This is a genomic window from Psychrobacter sp. TS_SC_6, assembly GCF_056156305.1.
Map to the genome: position 1 here is coordinate 100,298 of NZ_CM149590.1, position 16,569 is coordinate 116,866.

General features: G+C 43.3%; 13 protein-coding genes and 1 riboswitch. Of the genes, 5 read left to right on the forward strand and 8 right to left on the reverse strand.

Annotated features, from left to right (window positions below; all coding sequences use genetic code 11):
• Window positions 1–145: 145 nt before the first annotated feature.
• Window positions 146–403, reverse strand: coding sequence for a YheV family putative zinc ribbon protein (locus AC0J5Y_RS00435; protein ID WP_475131039.1), 258 nt, complete (start codon window positions 401–403; stop codon window positions 146–148).
• A complete protein-coding gene (locus tag AC0J5Y_RS00440; protein WP_475131040.1) occupies window positions 404–2,599 on the reverse strand; it encodes a M3 family metallopeptidase in 2,196 nt (731 codons plus the stop codon).
• A gap of 561 nt (window positions 2,600–3,160) precedes the next feature.
• Here AC0J5Y_RS00440 and AC0J5Y_RS00445 point away from each other — a divergent pair.
• From AC0J5Y_RS00445 to AC0J5Y_RS00455, 3 genes are all read left to right on the forward strand, one after another.
• Window positions 3,161–4,273, forward strand: coding sequence for an AOC03_06830 family ribosome hibernation factor (locus tag AC0J5Y_RS00445; protein ID WP_475131041.1), 1,113 nt, complete (start codon window positions 3,161–3,163; stop codon window positions 4,271–4,273).
• A gap of 217 nt (window positions 4,274–4,490) precedes the next feature.
• Entirely contained in the window at window positions 4,491–5,249 is a 759-nt protein-coding gene (locus tag AC0J5Y_RS00450; RefSeq protein WP_475132173.1) for an endonuclease/exonuclease/phosphatase family protein, read from the forward strand.
• Window positions 5,250–5,310: 61 nt separating this feature from the next.
• Window positions 5,311–6,303 (forward strand): NADP-dependent oxidoreductase, encoded by a 993-nt coding sequence (locus tag AC0J5Y_RS00455; protein ID WP_475131042.1) that lies wholly within the window; start codon window positions 5,311–5,313, stop codon window positions 6,301–6,303.
• 41 nt (window positions 6,304–6,344) lie between these two features.
• Here the strand turns inward: AC0J5Y_RS00455 and AC0J5Y_RS00460 are convergent, their stop codons facing one another.
• The 3 genes from AC0J5Y_RS00460 to AC0J5Y_RS00470 are packed head-to-tail and all read right to left on the reverse strand — an operon-like array spanning window position 6,345 to window position 9,821.
• Window positions 6,345–6,965 (reverse strand): alpha-ketoglutarate-dependent dioxygenase AlkB family protein, encoded by a 621-nt coding sequence (locus AC0J5Y_RS00460; RefSeq protein WP_475131043.1) that lies wholly within the window; start codon window positions 6,963–6,965, stop codon window positions 6,345–6,347.
• Between the two features lie 8 nt (window positions 6,966–6,973).
• Window positions 6,974–7,861: an alpha/beta fold hydrolase gene (locus tag AC0J5Y_RS00465; RefSeq protein WP_475131044.1), complete on the reverse strand. Its 888-nt coding sequence runs from the start codon at window positions 7,859–7,861 to the stop codon at window positions 6,974–6,976.
• A 49-nt stretch (window positions 7,862–7,910) separates the two neighbouring features.
• Complete coding sequence (locus AC0J5Y_RS00470; RefSeq protein ID WP_475132174.1) at window positions 7,911–9,821, reverse strand: ABC transporter ATP-binding protein; 1,911 nt, start codon at window positions 9,819–9,821, stop codon at window positions 7,911–7,913.
• Window positions 9,822–10,102: 281 nt separating this feature from the next.
• On the opposite strand from AC0J5Y_RS00470, the gene AC0J5Y_RS00475 reads away from it, so the two are divergent.
• Entirely contained in the window at window positions 10,103–10,951 is an 849-nt protein-coding gene (locus AC0J5Y_RS00475) for an EamA/RhaT family transporter (RefSeq protein ID WP_475131045.1), read from the forward strand.
• A gap of 185 nt (window positions 10,952–11,136) precedes the next feature.
• On the forward strand, window positions 11,137–12,027 hold the full coding sequence (locus AC0J5Y_RS00480) for a fructose bisphosphate aldolase (protein WP_475132175.1): 891 nt from the start codon (window positions 11,137–11,139) through the stop codon (window positions 12,025–12,027).
• Window positions 12,028–12,198: 171 nt separating this feature from the next.
• Here AC0J5Y_RS00480 and thiC read toward each other — a convergent pair whose 3' ends face one another.
• The 3 genes from thiC to argH form a co-directional block, all read right to left on the reverse strand.
• Complete coding sequence (thiC, locus tag AC0J5Y_RS00485; RefSeq protein ID WP_475131046.1) at window positions 12,199–14,085, reverse strand: phosphomethylpyrimidine synthase ThiC; 1,887 nt, start codon at window positions 14,083–14,085, stop codon at window positions 12,199–12,201.
• Between the two features lie 240 nt (window positions 14,086–14,325).
• Window positions 14,326–14,449: riboswitch (TPP riboswitch) on the reverse strand.
• A gap of 125 nt (window positions 14,450–14,574) precedes the next feature.
• Complete coding sequence (locus tag AC0J5Y_RS00490) at window positions 14,575–14,871, reverse strand: oxidative damage protection protein (RefSeq protein WP_475131047.1); 297 nt, start codon at window positions 14,869–14,871, stop codon at window positions 14,575–14,577.
• Window positions 14,872–15,028: 157 nt separating this feature from the next.
• Entirely contained in the window at window positions 15,029–16,402 is a 1,374-nt protein-coding gene (gene argH, locus AC0J5Y_RS00495; protein WP_475132039.1) for an argininosuccinate lyase, read from the reverse strand.
• Window positions 16,403–16,569: the final 167 nt, after the last annotated feature.

Genomic DNA, 16,569 nt, shown 5'->3' on the forward strand with positions numbered 1-16,569 from the left:
TACGTTCAATTTAGGTGAAAGATATCCTGCCATACTATAGCAAACTCGAAATAAAAAAGCCCATCTATTGATAGAAGGGCGATTAAATACAGCATTGTTTATAGCAATCATGAGATATGACTGTCTGATCGTCAAATATAAAGGGTTATTCTTTGAATTTGACCGTCCCACTGGTTCCGGTAATCATGGCGTCACGAGTTAATTGGTCTTCAAGATGGTTCTTTGCGCTGATTTCATCAGGATCAGGGCGATGTTCAGTATGCCCGCATAGCGTACATTCAATATATTCATCAGGCACTGGCACAACGATATTGACTTGTACTACCGCATCCATGACCTGACATTTCGGGCAGCGAACGCCTGCTAAAAACTGTCGCTTTGGACGCGTTGATTGATAGCGCATTTAAATCACCTCGCGTGTTATTGACGCATTGGCAGCCGTACTACTTTTTGTCTGGTCTTTAATATCAGAAAAACCGCTATGACGTAGCAAAGCATCAATACTGGCGCTACGACCACGGAAGTTTTCAAAATTCACCTTAGCTGGAAAACTACCGCCCACTGATAAAATACTCTCACGGAAGGCTTTACCTGCGATGGGGTTAAAAATACCGTCTTCTTCAAATTTACTAAAAGCATCAGCAGACAACAGCTCTGCCCATTTATAAGAATAATAACCAGCGGCATAACCACCAGCAAAAATGTGACTAAAGCCATTGGCAAAGCGGTTGTAATCAGGCGTCTGTAAAATGGCAATATTATTACGTACGCTGTTAAGCGTAGTCAAAATACCTTCATAATCGAGCGCCGGCGTGTGCGCATGAATCATTAAATCAAACAAAGCAAATTCGATTTGACGGAGCGTTTGTAAACCACTTTGGAAGTTTTTGACTGCCAATAGCGCATCGAGTTTCTCTTTTGGTAATGGGGCGCCAGTTTCGACATGCCTGCTAATAAGAGCAATACCTTCCGCGTCCCACGCCCAGTTTTCCATAAACTGGCTTGGCAGCTCGACGGCGTCCCATTCTACGCCATTGACGCCAGCAACATCGCCTACCGTTACTTGAGTCAACAGATGATGTAAACCGTGACCGAATTCATGAAATAAGGTGACAACTTCATCATGAGTCAATAAGCTTGGCTTACCATCGAGTGCTGGGGTGAAGTTACCGACCATAAAGCACACTGGTAGTTGTTGATGGTTTTGCTCTGCATAACTATAACGTGACTGAAAGCCACTCATCCAGGCGCCGCCGCGTTTACCACTACGGGCAAATAAATCAAAGTAAAAACCGCCAAGCAAGTTATCATCAGCATCAAATAACTGATAAAAACGCACCTCATCATGCCAGCGTGATACGGATTCATTTTGCTCTTGTACTTTGATACCGTATAAACGCTCAACGATAGCAAATAACCCGCTAATCACTTTTGGTAATGGGAAATACGGGCGAATCTCTTCTTGCGATAAGCTAAACTCGCTTTGTTTGACCTTTTCGGCGATATAAGCACTGTCCCACGGCTGCAAATCTTCAATACCGTAATCTTGCGCATATTTTTGCAATTGCACCAAATCTTGCGCAGCAGTTGGCGTTGCTTGCACTGCTAAATCACGTAAAAAGGTTTCTACTTCTGCCACGCTGTCTGCCATTTTGGTCGATAGCGATACCTCTGCGTAGTTATCAAAACCCAATAGTCTGGCTTTTTGTTCCCGCAGTTGCAAAATCTCACTCATGATATTTGCGTTATTTAGAGACTGACCTTTAGCATTAGTATGCTCATCAAACTCAGAGGCGCGAGTGACATAGGCTCGATATAATGTCTCGCGCAAGTTGCGATCATCGGCATGGGTCATAATGGCAAGATACACAGGAATATTTAAGCTTGCCACATAATAAGGCGTTGGTAAGGTATCAATCTCTGTTTGCGTGAGCGAACCATTTGCAAGCTGGCTTGTTTTATACTGCTCACCAGCATCGGCTATTAATGCCAAACCACTTTTAGTCAAACCTGCTAACTGCTCATTTTGAAGCGGCAACGCATAAGCTTGAGTGGCATCTAAAACATGGTCTGAGAAAGTGGCTGATAACGTAGACAGCTTGCTTTGAATAGCCGCAAATTTATCTTGCTCTGCTTTTGGGAGTGCAACCCCTGATAGCTCAAAGCTGCGTAGCGCAAGCTCAGTAGCTCGTGCTCGTGCTGGCTCAAGCGCTGCAAAGAATGCTTTATCATTGACAATCGCTTGATAACGACTAAATAGCGGCTGATGCTGCCCAACGCGCGTACCATAGGCAGACAGTTTTGGTAACAGCTCATGATGGACATGGCGAATCTCATCATTGCTCATGACACTATTCAGATGCGACAAAATGCCCCAACTTCGATCCAATGCCAAATTGATATGGTCAAAGTTTTTTATATCAATTAGCGCTTGCCCAGCGTCTATCGGGGTAGACGTATCCTTGCTATCTTTACATACCGTCAATTCATCTAAAAATGCATTAGCCAAGTCAATGGCATTAATTACTTGCTGTTGTAAAGTACTTGGTGCAGTATCGGCAAAATCGACAAGGTGTAAGTCTGAAGAAATAGAAGTCATAAAAGGTTCCGTTATAAATAATGAGTTTGATAGATAAAAGGGCTTAATTTGGCGTAATTATTCAAATCGTTCAAATGATTAACAGGCGTTACTGTTTATATTTTAAAGATATATTAATATCAAGGTTTCTCAAAGTTAAATAGCTTAATATGAGGCTAGTCATTATGGGGTATGGACAACCATTGTTAATAATCAGCATTGTAATATTTAAATGATGGGTCTTCATCGGTGAAAATACAAGCTGAAAGCTTGAGCTCTGCTAAGCTGTGAATCAAGAGACATTTATCAAGGCTACTGTTATTAAGGTTATTGTGGCAAGCGTTGATATTATTTACAAAGCATCATCATTTGCTTGCAAATTAACCCTATAGCTTGCTTGGTCGTGTTGGTAGGGTTGTAGGGTAGCTGGCGTTAATAGTGTTGTAGTATGAATAGCGTATTAAGCATGCTATGTTATTAAGAGTATGTCGTTGCTTGAGTGCAAAAATCTAAAATAAATAACAGGCAAGGCCTACTAAAAGTAATACTGGAAATTTATAGTCATAAAACAAGGAGCAATAAATGAAAGCAACTCTCAAAAGCTTACGCGAGACAAAGGCGAATCCAGCAGTCAGTATTTTTGTCAAAACGCACCGCGAACACCCTGCCAATGACAAAGACCCTATTGCCTTAAAAAACCAATTAAAAGTCGTAGAAGAACGCTTAACCAATGAATATGATAAGCGTACCGCGGCGACTATTTTAGACAATATTCATGCCAAGACCAAAGAGCTGAATCATAATCTTAATCTAGATACCTTAGCTATTTTTGCTAGTACTGATGATGTGCAAGTGATCCGTATGCCTATTGATACCACCGAGCGTGTGGTTATCTCACATCGTTTTGCGACCCGTGATTTAGTGCGTGATATGGCAAGCGCTGTGCATTATTATACTTTGGTATTGACTCGTGATAAGGCACGTTTGATTGAAGCCTCTAATGATCGCGTGATACGAGAGTTTGATCTAGACGATACTGCCCAAAATAATATGGAAAACATTCCTTTTCCTATCGACAATAATGGACTTCATACGACAAGCGATGGCGGATCAGATCGCTCAGCGAACAATGAGAGTAGTGCGTTAAAAGAGTTCTTTAACCAAGTAGATAAAAGCGTACAAGAGCTGTGGGGCGAGCATAAAATGCCGCTAGTCGTAGTCGGTGATAGCAAAAATATTGGCTACTATAAAGATGTTTGTGACCGTCCGGACAATATTATCGCTACGGTATCAAATGCCACCAATCTAGATGAGGGTGGTGCGCAGCATGTTATCAACAGTGTACAAGAAGCGGTAGAAGGTTATCGTACCTCCTTACACCAAGCGGCACTGGGCGAGATTGATAAAGCGCGTGGGGCAAACAAACTACAGACTGATTTGCAAGAAGTCTATCGCAGTGCTTTTCAGGGTATAGGCGATACTTTGTATGTCCGCCGTGGCTATATTCAACCAGCTAAAATTGATGAAAAAGCGCAAACGCTAAGTCTTGCGGATGATTCAAGTGCAGAAGGTATCACTGATGATGCTATTGGTGAAATCATTGAGCATGTCATTCATAATGGTGGTAAAGCGGTCTTCATGCCACAAGATATTATGAATGCAGACCAACCGATTGCTCTTGTCACCCGCTATTAATAGATGACATAGGCTCAGTAACGAATTAGCCATTGGTCATTGATAGCACATAGGTATAGTATGAGAGCATTGGTTAGGTATGAGCCAATGCTCTTCTTACATGTATGGTTTTATATTGCCTCGATTCTATTTCAAACGATTATTTTTTATTTTGAGCTGACCATATTCAATACCCAATATCTATTCTATAAATACTGAGTTTATGACTACTACCATGATGACTAATACCACCTCTTTTGTACTGACAAGTTATAACATTCATAAAGGCATGTCGCCGATGAACCGCCAAGTCAAAGTTCAGGGTATTGCCCAAGCACTTGGTATTATTGGTTCAGACATACTCTGTCTACAAGAAGTACAAGGGCAAAACCTTAAGCGCAATATTCAATATAATGAATACCCTGACCAGTCTCAGCACGAATGGTTTGGTGAATATCTGCAATTAGAAAACAGTTATGGCAAAAATTCAGAGTACGATAACGGCCATCATGGCAATGCCGTATTGAGTCGATTTCCACTTGATCCCAAGCACAACGTCAATATTACGGTCAATAAGCTTGAGCAGCGCGGGGTTTTACACTGTGAAGTGCAGCCAGTAGGTTGGGAGGTGCCAGTGGTGGTTTTATGCGCCCATTTAAACTTATTTGAGCGCGATCGTATCAAGCAATATGAAGCGATTTCTAACTATGTCCGAGATGAGATTGCCCCTGACCAGCCACTGATTTTGGCAGGCGATTTTAATGACTGGAAAAAAATGTCTTGTGATAGATTGGCATCAAGCTTGGGTATGACGGAAGCTTTTAAACATTGTCACGGTAAGCTGCTGCCTACCTTTCCAGCAAAGCTACCTGTATTGAGCTTAGACCGTATCTATGTCCGTAATCTCAGAATAAAAGATGCTTGGGTACATACGGGTAAACCGTGGTCAACCCTGTCTGATCATCTGCCTTTGAGTGCAGAATTGGCGTTGCTATAGAGTAAAAATTATTAATGGAAGAAATAATGTTAAATCGTAAAATAAACAAGGATGATAAACAATGTCTGATAAAAGCATAATTACTCAAAATGCCGTACTCATACGTGAGTTTGGTGAACCTGAAGTCATGATATACCAAGATGATGTTACCGTACCTGAGTTGACAGATGAGCAAGTACTGGTAAAAATTGCTTACGCCGGTATCAATCCAGTTGATTATAAAACTCGTCAAGGTAAAGGCTGGGGCGCCACCAATATTCAAAAAGACAGATTTGATCATAATCAACTAGCGATTTTGGGCTTTGATATGTCAGGCACAGTGGTTGACAGTCAAAGTACAAAATTTGCTGTTGGCAATAAAGTTGCAGCATTAACTTTTAACGGTGGATGCTATGCTGAATACGTCGCTGTTGATGCCAAACTGTTGGCACGTGTGCCTGAAGCGGTCACCCTAGAGCAGGCAGGTGCACTACCTTGTATCGGACAAACGGCGCTACAGTTTGTTGAGTTTGCTGATATCAAAGAAGGCGAGCATATAGTGATGAATGCCCCAGCAGGCGGTGTTGGTCATCTGTTGATACAGCTATTGATGGATAAAGTTGCCAAAAATAATATCAAAGTCACGCTTATTTGTTCAGCAGAAAAGTATAAAAAACTGGATAGCCTGATAGATACGAGCCAGCTTACAGGCTGGATTGATTACACCAAAAATGATCCGTTCCCTGAGCTGCAAGCCGACGTCTTATTGGATTTGGTCGGTGATGAAGCGGGTGTAAGGGCGCTAGATGTTGTCAAAGAGTCTGGACGTGTATATGTGCTACCAACAATTTGGGTAGATAAACTCAAAGAAGCAGGCAATCAAAAAAATCTAAGCGTTGAAGGTTATGCGGCTCAGCGTAATGGGGAGGATATGGCACGAGTGCTACAGCTGGTAGCAGATGGTCAACTGACTTTACGTTTGCAAAAGACTTATCCATTATCAGAAGTCGTTATCGCCCATCATGAGCTGCAAAAAGGCGATGCTTTTGGTAAATTGGTATTGAAAGTCAGTTGAGCCGAGTTTGATTCGATAACAGATTTAGCTAATGGCTAATCTTAATTACTTGGATACATTTGCCGAAAGGTTAGGCTAATGCGTCCTGTGGCTACCTTTTTAGTCTTGGTAATACTGTGCTTCCAAAAGCTCTGAGTATCTCCATGCATGACAATTAGCTGACCTGACTCAAGATAAAGCTCAACTTTATCTTGAGTTTTTTTATGCTTAAAGACAAATTTACGCGTAGCGCCAAGAGATAATGAAGCAATAACTGGTTGCTCACCAAGCTCTTGTTCATCATCGGCATGATAGCCCATACCATCCTCACCAGAAGGATAATAGTTGAGTAAGCAGGAATTAAATTTAACACCAATTCCAAGATCTGTTAATTTCTGTTCGATATGACGTTTCACATGAAACACAGTATCTGTCCAAGGTATGGTTTGACGCGTATGACCAGAGTATTGATAATCGATATCGCTATCACCCATCCAAACGATTTGACGCGTTGTGACATGTGTCTTGCCAAATAAAGTAACGATATCTTCTTGCCAAGGTAACTCAGTCACCAAGTTATAAAATAAGGGGCTGGGATAATCGATCACAATCCCTAAGTCATTTACCTGACCGTCATAAGGCAGTAGATTGTCAGTCAGCTTGGGCGCAAAAAGGTCAGTCATAAGTCAGCTTATTTATTGCTCTGATAATGCTCATTAATAATTTGAGCGCAGACTTCTGGCGCCTCCATGGGTAATAAATGTCCATACTCTGGTAAGGAAATAATACTGCTATCAGGAACAAATTTGTGCCATTGTTTACGCACTTTTGGATTGATAAATAAGGTGGGTTTGCCAGTAATCAAAGTGTAAGGGCAGCTTAATTTCTTGAGTGCAGCATCAATATGAGGGGCACCAAAATAATTAGCTAATTCTTGTTCTGGTGAGAATAGCAGAGTATAGCTACCGTCATTATTAGCGCTCAGGTTTTGTGTAGCAAAGGTTCTTAGGTTTATATCGCTAATACGTTGATATGCCCGCTGTGCCCTCAAGTGCTCATAATATTCCTGAATACTTGCCCAAGTGGTCTGCTTAGTTAATGTGCTTTTAAAGGGTTCTTGGCTTAGTAAAAACTGCCGCGGCAACAGATTATATATTCTTGCTTGTTTTTTGGTAAAGGTAACAGGCTCGATAAGATAGAGCTCTGAGAAAAGCTCTGGACGCTGAGCTGCCGCTATGGCAGTAGCAGTTGCACCCTGAGAGTGTCCAATGCCAACAACTGGCTTATCTTGGGTTTTTTCTAAAAATTCAATCAGCATCTCAGCGTCTTGCTCACGGGTCAGGCGACGACTCTGCGGCTTATCGTACCAATAGCCGCGTAATGCCAATGAGCTAAGCTCAAAGCTGGCTGCCAGCTCATTTAATAATGGCGTATAAGTACCAACGGTAAAGCTATTACCCCCATAAAAATGGGCAGGCACACGTTTATAATCAGTTTGATTGGCTGAACTTAGTTGCTGTAAGTCATAATAGCGAGCCTGTCTGCCCGCAAGGCTGATGCGATGTGTATAGGCTTCCATAAAATAACCACGTCCCTGTGAGAAATTGTTCTTAATAAAGCGCTTTTAATTAACTGTCTTCACCTAAGAAGCCGCCACTTTGGCGATGCCATAAGCGAGCATAAACACCCTGTAGATTTAACAGTTCATCATGGCTGCCTTGCTCAATAATTTGACCTTTATCCATCACAACCAGTCTATCAAGAGCGGCAATGGTTGATAAGCGATGGGCGATAGCAATAACTGTCTTGCCAGTCATAATATCGTTCAGGCTTTCAGTAATTGCAAATTCGATCTCAGAATCGAGCGCACTGGTGGCTTCGTCTAATAGCAAAATAGGCGCATTTTTTAGCATGACACGCGAGATAGCGATACGCTGACGTTGCCCACCAGAGAGCTTGACGCCGCGTTCACCCACTTGAGTATCAAGCCCCATGTTACCTTTATCATCATACAACTCTTTAATAAAGTCCCATGCCTGAGCTTGTTTTGCTGCGATGATAATCTGCTCGTCAGTAGCATCAGGACGACCATAAGCGATGTTCTCGCGTACGGTACGATGCAATAGAGAGGTATCTTGAGTCACCATACCGATTTGCTGACGCAAGGACTCTTGGGTCACCTCATCAATCGCTTGACCATCAATGAGAATTTTACCTTTGTCGACATCAAAGAAGCGTAAGAGTAGATTGACCAAGGTGGATTTACCGGCACCTGAACGCCCGACCAGACCGATTTTTTCGCCGGGTTTGATGTCCAAGTAAAAATTATCGAGAAGTTTGATAGTAGACGTGGCTGATAGATTGCCGTCGTTTAAATTTTCACCATCACTATTGTCTGCATCATCGTTGTCATTCTCATAACTAAAATCAACATGATCGAAGACGATACGACCTTCTGTGACTTTTAACGCTGGTGCATGGGGTTTGTCAATGATGGTTTGCGGTGCAGATAAGGTACGCATACCGTCCTGTACCGTACCAATACTTTCAAACAAACTTGCCGTTTGCCACATAATCCAACGCGTTAAACCATTCAAGCGTAGCGCCATGGCAGTTGCAGCAGCAATAGCACCGACACCAATGGCTTCTTGTTGCCATAAATACAAGCCGATACCAGCAGTACTACTGACCAAAATCACACTAATCAAATGCGTTGAAAACTCAAGATAGCTGACCCAGCGCATTTGTGCATGGACAGTACCCAAAAACTGCCCCATGGCGTTTTTGGCGTAACTGAGCTCACGGCGCGAGTGACTAAACAGCTTGACGGTCATAATATTGGCGTAGGCATCAGTAATGCGCCCCGTCATCAAGGCGCGCGCATCTGCTTGTACAATAGCCGTTTGTTTGAGTTTGGGTATGAAATACCACATCGCAAGCCAAACTAATACAAACCACGCGATAAAGGGAATCAGTAGCAAACTATCAAGATTGAAGAGAATGATACCTGAAGTAATAAAATAGACAGCGACATACATGAACATGTCAGTAACTGTCATAACGGTATCACGTACTGCCAATGCGGTTTGCATCACTTTAGCAGAGACGCGCCCAGAAAACTCATCTTGATAAAACTGCATCGATTGACCAAGCATACGCTGGTGAAAACGCCAGCGCATCTGCATTGGGAATACCCCTTGCAAAGTCTGAAAATGGATAAATGAGGATAAGGCAATCCACAATGGGCTGACAATCATCACTGCTAGCATCAAGAGCAGCATATCGCCTTTTTCTAGCCACAGATTTTGCGGGGTATAAACCCCAAGCCAGTCAACGATATTTCCAATCCAAGCAAAGAGCATGGCCTCGTAAATACCGATACCGGCTGACAAAATCATAAACAGCAGTAGCCAGCCGCGTAGACCATTAGTACATGCCCACAAAAACTTTAGCATGCCATCACGAGGTGAAGGCAGCGGCATTGGGGTTTCAGGGAAGGCGGGTAGGCGATTTTCAAAAAAGCGAAATAGAGCGTTCATAGGCAATAGCAATACGTCAAGATAAGCGTGAATAGACGCCATCTTGAGCCATTATATAAGTGAGTAAGTAGTGTGCTATTTTAGCAAATCTTAACCCTCACGCTTACAGGCTAATTGTAATTTGAACGCATCAGACATTCATAGAACCATCTTATGATACATGGGCATAAATAGCTTGCTGCATAAGAAATATATTGTTACATTCTACGGCTTTCTCTCCTTTTAAATTAACATTGATATAGAGACATCCTTGACATGAGGGATGACTAAGGCAAAGAGTTATGATGTATTTAACGATAGCGGTGCTGTGTAGCGTTGCCGTGTCTGTGTTACTTAAAATATTGCGTCAGCGCCATATTGATATTCGTCAAACCATCGTTGCTGGTTATCCAGTCGCCTTCTTATTGACTTGGTTTTTACTCAATCCAGACATCAGTGACATGAGTGCCATTAATGGAGCATGGACCATTATTATCGCTCTTAGTGTACTACTGCCTGCGGTATTTATTATACTCGGGCGCGCGATTGAAGCAGTCGGTATGGTAGCTACTGATGCTGCTCAGCGATTGTCATTAATTATTCCTATTGTCGCCGCTTTTTTATTGTTTGGTGAAGTATTGACAGGCACACGCATTTTTGGCTTAGTGCTTGGTTTTTTGGCGCTCGGAGCGCTGGTTTATCGTCCGCAACAAGGGCTTGTTAGCAAACAAGCCAAGCAGACACCGCTATGGTTATTTGGCGTCTGGGCAGGCTACGGCGTTATTGATATTCTATTCAAACAAGTTGCCAAGCAAGGTGCTGCCTTTCCACTGACACTCTTTGTCAGTTTTGGTCTGGCAGGTCTGCTATTGTTGATTTATCTGCTCATCATGCGCGTACGCTGGCAGGGTAAGGCACTTACGGCAGGGATATTACTTGGTGCGCTAAATATGGGTAATATTTATGCTTATATTCGCGCTCATCAAGTATTGTCAGAATCGCCAAGTATCGTCTTTACGGGTATGAACGTAGGTGTCATCGCTGTCGCTACCCTTATAGGCGTTGGCGTATTTAAAGAATCACTCAACCGTATCAAGATATTGGGCTTATTATTGGCAATTTTTTGTGTGGCAGTCTTGTTTTTGCCGTAGATATTTTTGGCGTAATACAGGTATGAAAAATTTTTTATAAATGCTTTTGCCGTTCAGTTATAGGCACATATAGCATCCTATGGTAAGGTTATAGCCGAACAATCAAACTAATATCAGCTAACAACATCATTTGTGACACTTGACCTCAATAAATAAAATAGGATGCTCTTTCCATGGAATATCAAATCCAATATAACAAACAGCTACAACGTATCAAAAATGGTTCAGGATTTATCGCAGCCCTTGACCAAAGTGGTGGCAGCACGCCCAAAGCGCTAGAGAACTATGGGGTCATGGGCGATGCCTATGACAATGACGAAGCTATGTTTGACCAAGTGCATGAGATGCGAGCGCGTATCATGACGTGCGACTGCTTTGATAATGAGCGAGTACTTGGGGCGATTTTGTTTGAAGATACTATGGAGCGCGCAGTTAATGGTAAGCCCACTGCCAACTATTTATGGGAAGACAAGCAAATCGTCCCGTTTTTAAAGGTGGACAAAGGCTTAGCAGAGCGTATGAATGGCGTGCAAGTCATGCGTCCGATGCCAAAACTAGATCTATTATTGGACAAAGCAAAAAACTATCCAGTCTTTGGTACTAAAATGCGCTCCGTGATTTATGAGCCAAGTGTTGATGGTATTGAGTTGGTTGTCCAGCAGCAGTTTGACGTAGCAAAGCAAATCTTATCAAAGGGTCTAATGCCGATCGTTGAGCCAGAAATTGATATCAATAGTGAGCAAAAGCATGAGTGTGAGCTGATTCTTAAAACCAGTATCTTACGTAATCTTGAGCGCTTAAATGATGAGCAACAAGTGATGCTCAAGCTGACCTTGCCTGAAGAAGCCGGATTTTATCAAGAACTGATTGACCATTCAAAAGTACTCAAGGTCGTCGCATTATCAGGCGGCTATAGTCGCACGGATGCCTGTGCAAAATTGAAGCAAAACCCAGGTATGATTGCCAGTTTCTCGCGTGCCTTTACTGAAGGCTTGAGCAAGCAGCAAAGCGATCAAGAATTTGCTGATACTATTAACACTTCGATTGATGAGATTTATGAGGCTTCTAAGGTTTAACTTTTAGAGTCTAATTTGAAATTTTAAGTTGAAAGCATTCACCTATTAGTATAAAAAAAGCCCCTGCACATAACAGGGGCTTTTTTTATACTTGAACAATAATTGTTAGCATTGTATTTCTATACTTTTTTATATAACTGCCGAGCTTCTTTGTGAGGTTTTTCTGTCAGTTTATTTGGCATCTAATCCTTTGGCATACTCACGGACATTCTGAGTGATTTTCATTGAACAAAACTTTGGACCACACATGGAGCAAAAATGTGCGGATTTATGAGCGTCTTTGGGTAAGGTTTCATCATGGAATTCGCGCGCCGTATCAGGATCAAGCGCTAGATTAAACTGATCATCCCAGCGGAATTCAAAACGCGCTTTGGATAACGCGTTGTCACGTGCCTGCGCACCGGGGTGTCCTTTAGCAAGGTCAGCAGCATGAGCGGCGATTTTATAAGTGATGATGCCGTCTTTGACATCCTTTTTATTCGGCAAACCCAAATGCTCTTTTGGCGTGACATAACAGAGCATGGCCGTCCCAAACCAGCCAATCATCGCCGCCCCAATGGCGCTGGTAATATGGTCATAACCGGGAGCGATATCAGTCGTCAAAGGCCCCAAAGTATAAAAGGGCGCATCAGCACAAACTTCAAGCTGCAAATCCATATTCTCTTTAATACGGTTCATCGCTACGTGTCCCGGACCTTCAATCATGACCTGTACGTCATGCTTCCATGCCACTTGGGTCAGCTCGCCAAGGGTACGCAGCTCACCAAACTGCGCTTCATCATTGGCATCTTGCAAGCAGCCCGGACGTAAGCCATCGCCCAAACTAAACGCCACATCATACTGTTTCATAATCTCGCAGATGTCTTCAAAATGGGTATATAAAAAGCTTTCTTTATTATGAAACATGCACCACTGTGCCATGATAGAGCCACCACGCGAGACGATACCAGTTAAGCGTCCTGCAGTTAGTGGTACGTATTCAAGCAATACGCCAGCGTGAATGGTGAAGTAATCAACGCCTTGCTCGGCTTGCTCAATCAAGGTATCGCGGAATATCTCCCACGTTAAATCTTCGGCCACGCCATCGACTTTTTCTAACGCTTGATAAATCGGCACCGTACCAATCGGTACGGGTGAATTACGAATCAGCCATTCGCGAGTCTCATGAATATGGTTACCAGTGGATAAATCCATGATGTTATCCGCGCCCCAACGCGTTGCCCACGTCATTTTGGATACTTCTTCATCAATAGAGGAGCCGAGCGCTGAGTTACCAATATTGGCATTAATTTTTACCAAGAAATTACGCCCGATAATCATTGGCTCAGATTCAGGATGGTTGATATTGTTAGGGATAATAGCGCGACCCGCGGCAACTTCACTGCGTACAAATTCTGGAGTGATAATCGCTGGCGTGTGCGCACCAAAAGTCTCGCCTTCGTGCTGGCGCATATCAGTCAGCTCATGCTGTTTTTGGGTTTCGCGGATGGCTATATATTCCATTTCTGGGGTAATAATGCCACGGCGAGCATAGTGCAATTGAGTCACGTTACCTACTTTCCCATCAACAGCTTTAGCACGGCGAGGCTTGTCAATATGAGCAAAGCGTAAGTTTGCAGTACTGATATCACGTGCGCGCGCCAGACCGTATGAGCTTGATAAACCCGCTAGCTGTTCGGTATCACCACGCTCATCTATCCAACCTTCGCGTAGTTTTGGCAGACCTTTGGTCAAGTCAATCACGGCATTGGGGTCGGTATAGACGCCTGAGGTGTCATAGACATAAAACGGTGGATTTTGCTCCCACTCGGACTCGGACACGCCTTGGATAGGAGTGGGGTCTAAGGTAATCTCGCGCATCGGCACTTGAATGTCAGGGCGTGAGCCTTCGATATAGACTTTACGAGAGGCAGGCAAAATGCGATGCAAGTCGCGTGCGTCTTCTTCAAAACGGGCGTCAGTTTCGCTGCGATGGGCGGGGGTTTTTAGCGCGTCTGCTTTGCTTGCTTTTATTGGGGTATGCGTGGTGGCTTGCGAGCCGATATCTGAAGTAGTCATATGCTGTCCTAGCGTGTTGGTTTTTGAGTAAAATCAACACCGCCAGTAGCTGCGGGGCAAGACTATCTCATACCGACAAATTCAATCGCAAGATAACGGTTTATCAAAATAAATCTTGATAAGTCATCTATAAAGGATTGGTAGGCATCATTTTTATTAAAACAGCATTTAGTAGTATAAAGTTCTATTTCATGTTGGTAATAATAAAAAAGGCATTTCTGCGCGCCCTTTGCACGATACAACATAGGCTTAAGACTTCCCTGCGTCGGTACTAACCGCATCAGGTTCGGCGGGTGGTTTCTCAGCGACCATACATTCACTGCACATTAAGCAGTCAATATATATCGCACCCCGAGTCTGTCAGTGTTGTAAATCTTCCTTATACTAGCAAACTTCACTAGCAAGTCCCAGCCATTTAACGGCTTTATTTTCTAGCGTGGTATTTATTCACTGTGGCCAACTGGCTATATGTCAAGGTTGAAAAATTCTCTAACCTTTACTCTCTGGCGTCCAGCCTTGCGCGCGCTCATAATCTTCATTATCCAAAAATTTATCGCGCTGTTCGGTCAAAAATTGCTTCGCTTCAGGGTCGAGCATACTGAGATGATTTTCGTTAATCAGCATGGTTTGCTGCTCAAGCCACTCTTTCCAAGCTTTTTCAGAAACAGTTTCTTGTAGCTCCTGACCTTTTTTATTCGGAAAAGGTGGATGTGGCATTTTTGGTAAGTCTTGCTGATATTTGCGGCAAAAAACGGTATTGGCTTGTGGGTTAAAAGTTTCGGTCATGAATGACTCCTGTTTATAATGGTTTTTTAAATAGCTTTTTTAATGGGGTTGATAATAAATGACAGTGCCTAATACTGTACCTGATTATGCTCAAAAAAACACCCGCAACGAAAGCGGGTATTTTTAATAATAAAGCGCTAATACTATTAAACAGATATTAAGCGAATAATTCCAATCGAGTACGACCACGGCTGATCGCTTGCTTAACTTGATTGGGTGCAGTGCCACCCAAATGGTCACGCGCGGCAAGTGAGCCTTCTAAGGTTAAATACTCGAACACATCCTCACCGATAGCATCGCTAAACTGCTGTAATTGAGCTAATGATAAATCGCTTAAATCAACGCCCTCAGCAATGCCTAACGCGACCGCATTACCAACAACTTCATGAGCATCGCGGAATGCCACGCCGCGGCGTACCAAGTAATCTGCTAAGTCAGTCGCAGTTGCATAGCCTTTCATAGTGGCAGCGCGCATATTTTCTTTATTCGGTGTGATATTTGGTAGCATATCAGCAAATGCTAGTAATGAACCGGTCAAAGTGTCAACACAATCAAATAAAGGCTCTTTGTCTTCTTGATTGTCTTTATTATATGCAAGCGGCTGACTTTTCATGAGGCTAAGTAGCGTCATCAATTGACCGAATACCCGTGCCGCTTTACCACGAACCAATTCCGGTACATCAGGGTTTTTCTTTTGCGGCATGATAGATGAGCCGGTACAAAAGCGGTCAGGAATCTGCACAAAGTTAAATTGTGCTGACATCCAAAGAATAATCTCTTCGCTCATGCGTGACATATGCATCATTAAAATAGATGCTGCAGAAGTAAACTCGATGGCAAAATCACGGTCTGATACCGCATCTAGCGAGTTTTGGCAAATGCCTTCGAAACCTAATAGCTCAGCGGTAATGGTACGGTCAATTGGGAACGTCGTACCAGCAAGGGCGGCACTACCAAGCGGCATCTGATTGATACGGCGACGGGCATCGACTAGGCGCTCGGTATCACGGTATAGCATCTCAAACCATGCCATCACATGATGACCAAAGCTCACCGGCTGCGCGGTTTGCAAATGGGTGAAGCCTGGCATAATAGTATCGGTATGCTGCTCAGCCAAATCTAACAAGCCACTTTGCAAGCGCACCAATAGCGCAATGATATTATCGGTCTCTTCGCGTAACCAAAGACGGATATCGGTTGCTACTTGGTCATTACGGCTACGACCCGTATGCAGTTTTTTGCCAACTGCACCGACGATATCGGTCAGGCGTGATTCGACGTTCATATGCACGTCTTCTAGGGCAATCGACCAGTTAAACTCACCGGCTTCGATTTCACGCAGTACTTGTTGTAAACCATCGATAATGGTCGCAACGTCGTCAGCTTCCAAGATACCGCATTCTCTGAGCATGGTCGCATGAGCAACCGAGCCTTGAATATCATGGCGGGCAAAGCGTTGGTCAAAGCCAACCGATGCGGTAAAGGCAGCCACAAAGCTGTCGGTCGCTTCACTAAAGCGTCCCCCCCACATCTGCTGACCCTGAGAGCTTGCAGGGCTGTTTTGTGCGGCAGTGTTTGTTATAGAAGCATCTGTGCTAAACTCAGAAGCAGATGAATTTTTATTTGAATCGGGATTACTAAGGTTTGAAGAGTTGGCGTTCATATCAGTCTAAGACAAGTCAAGAGAATAAGAACTCA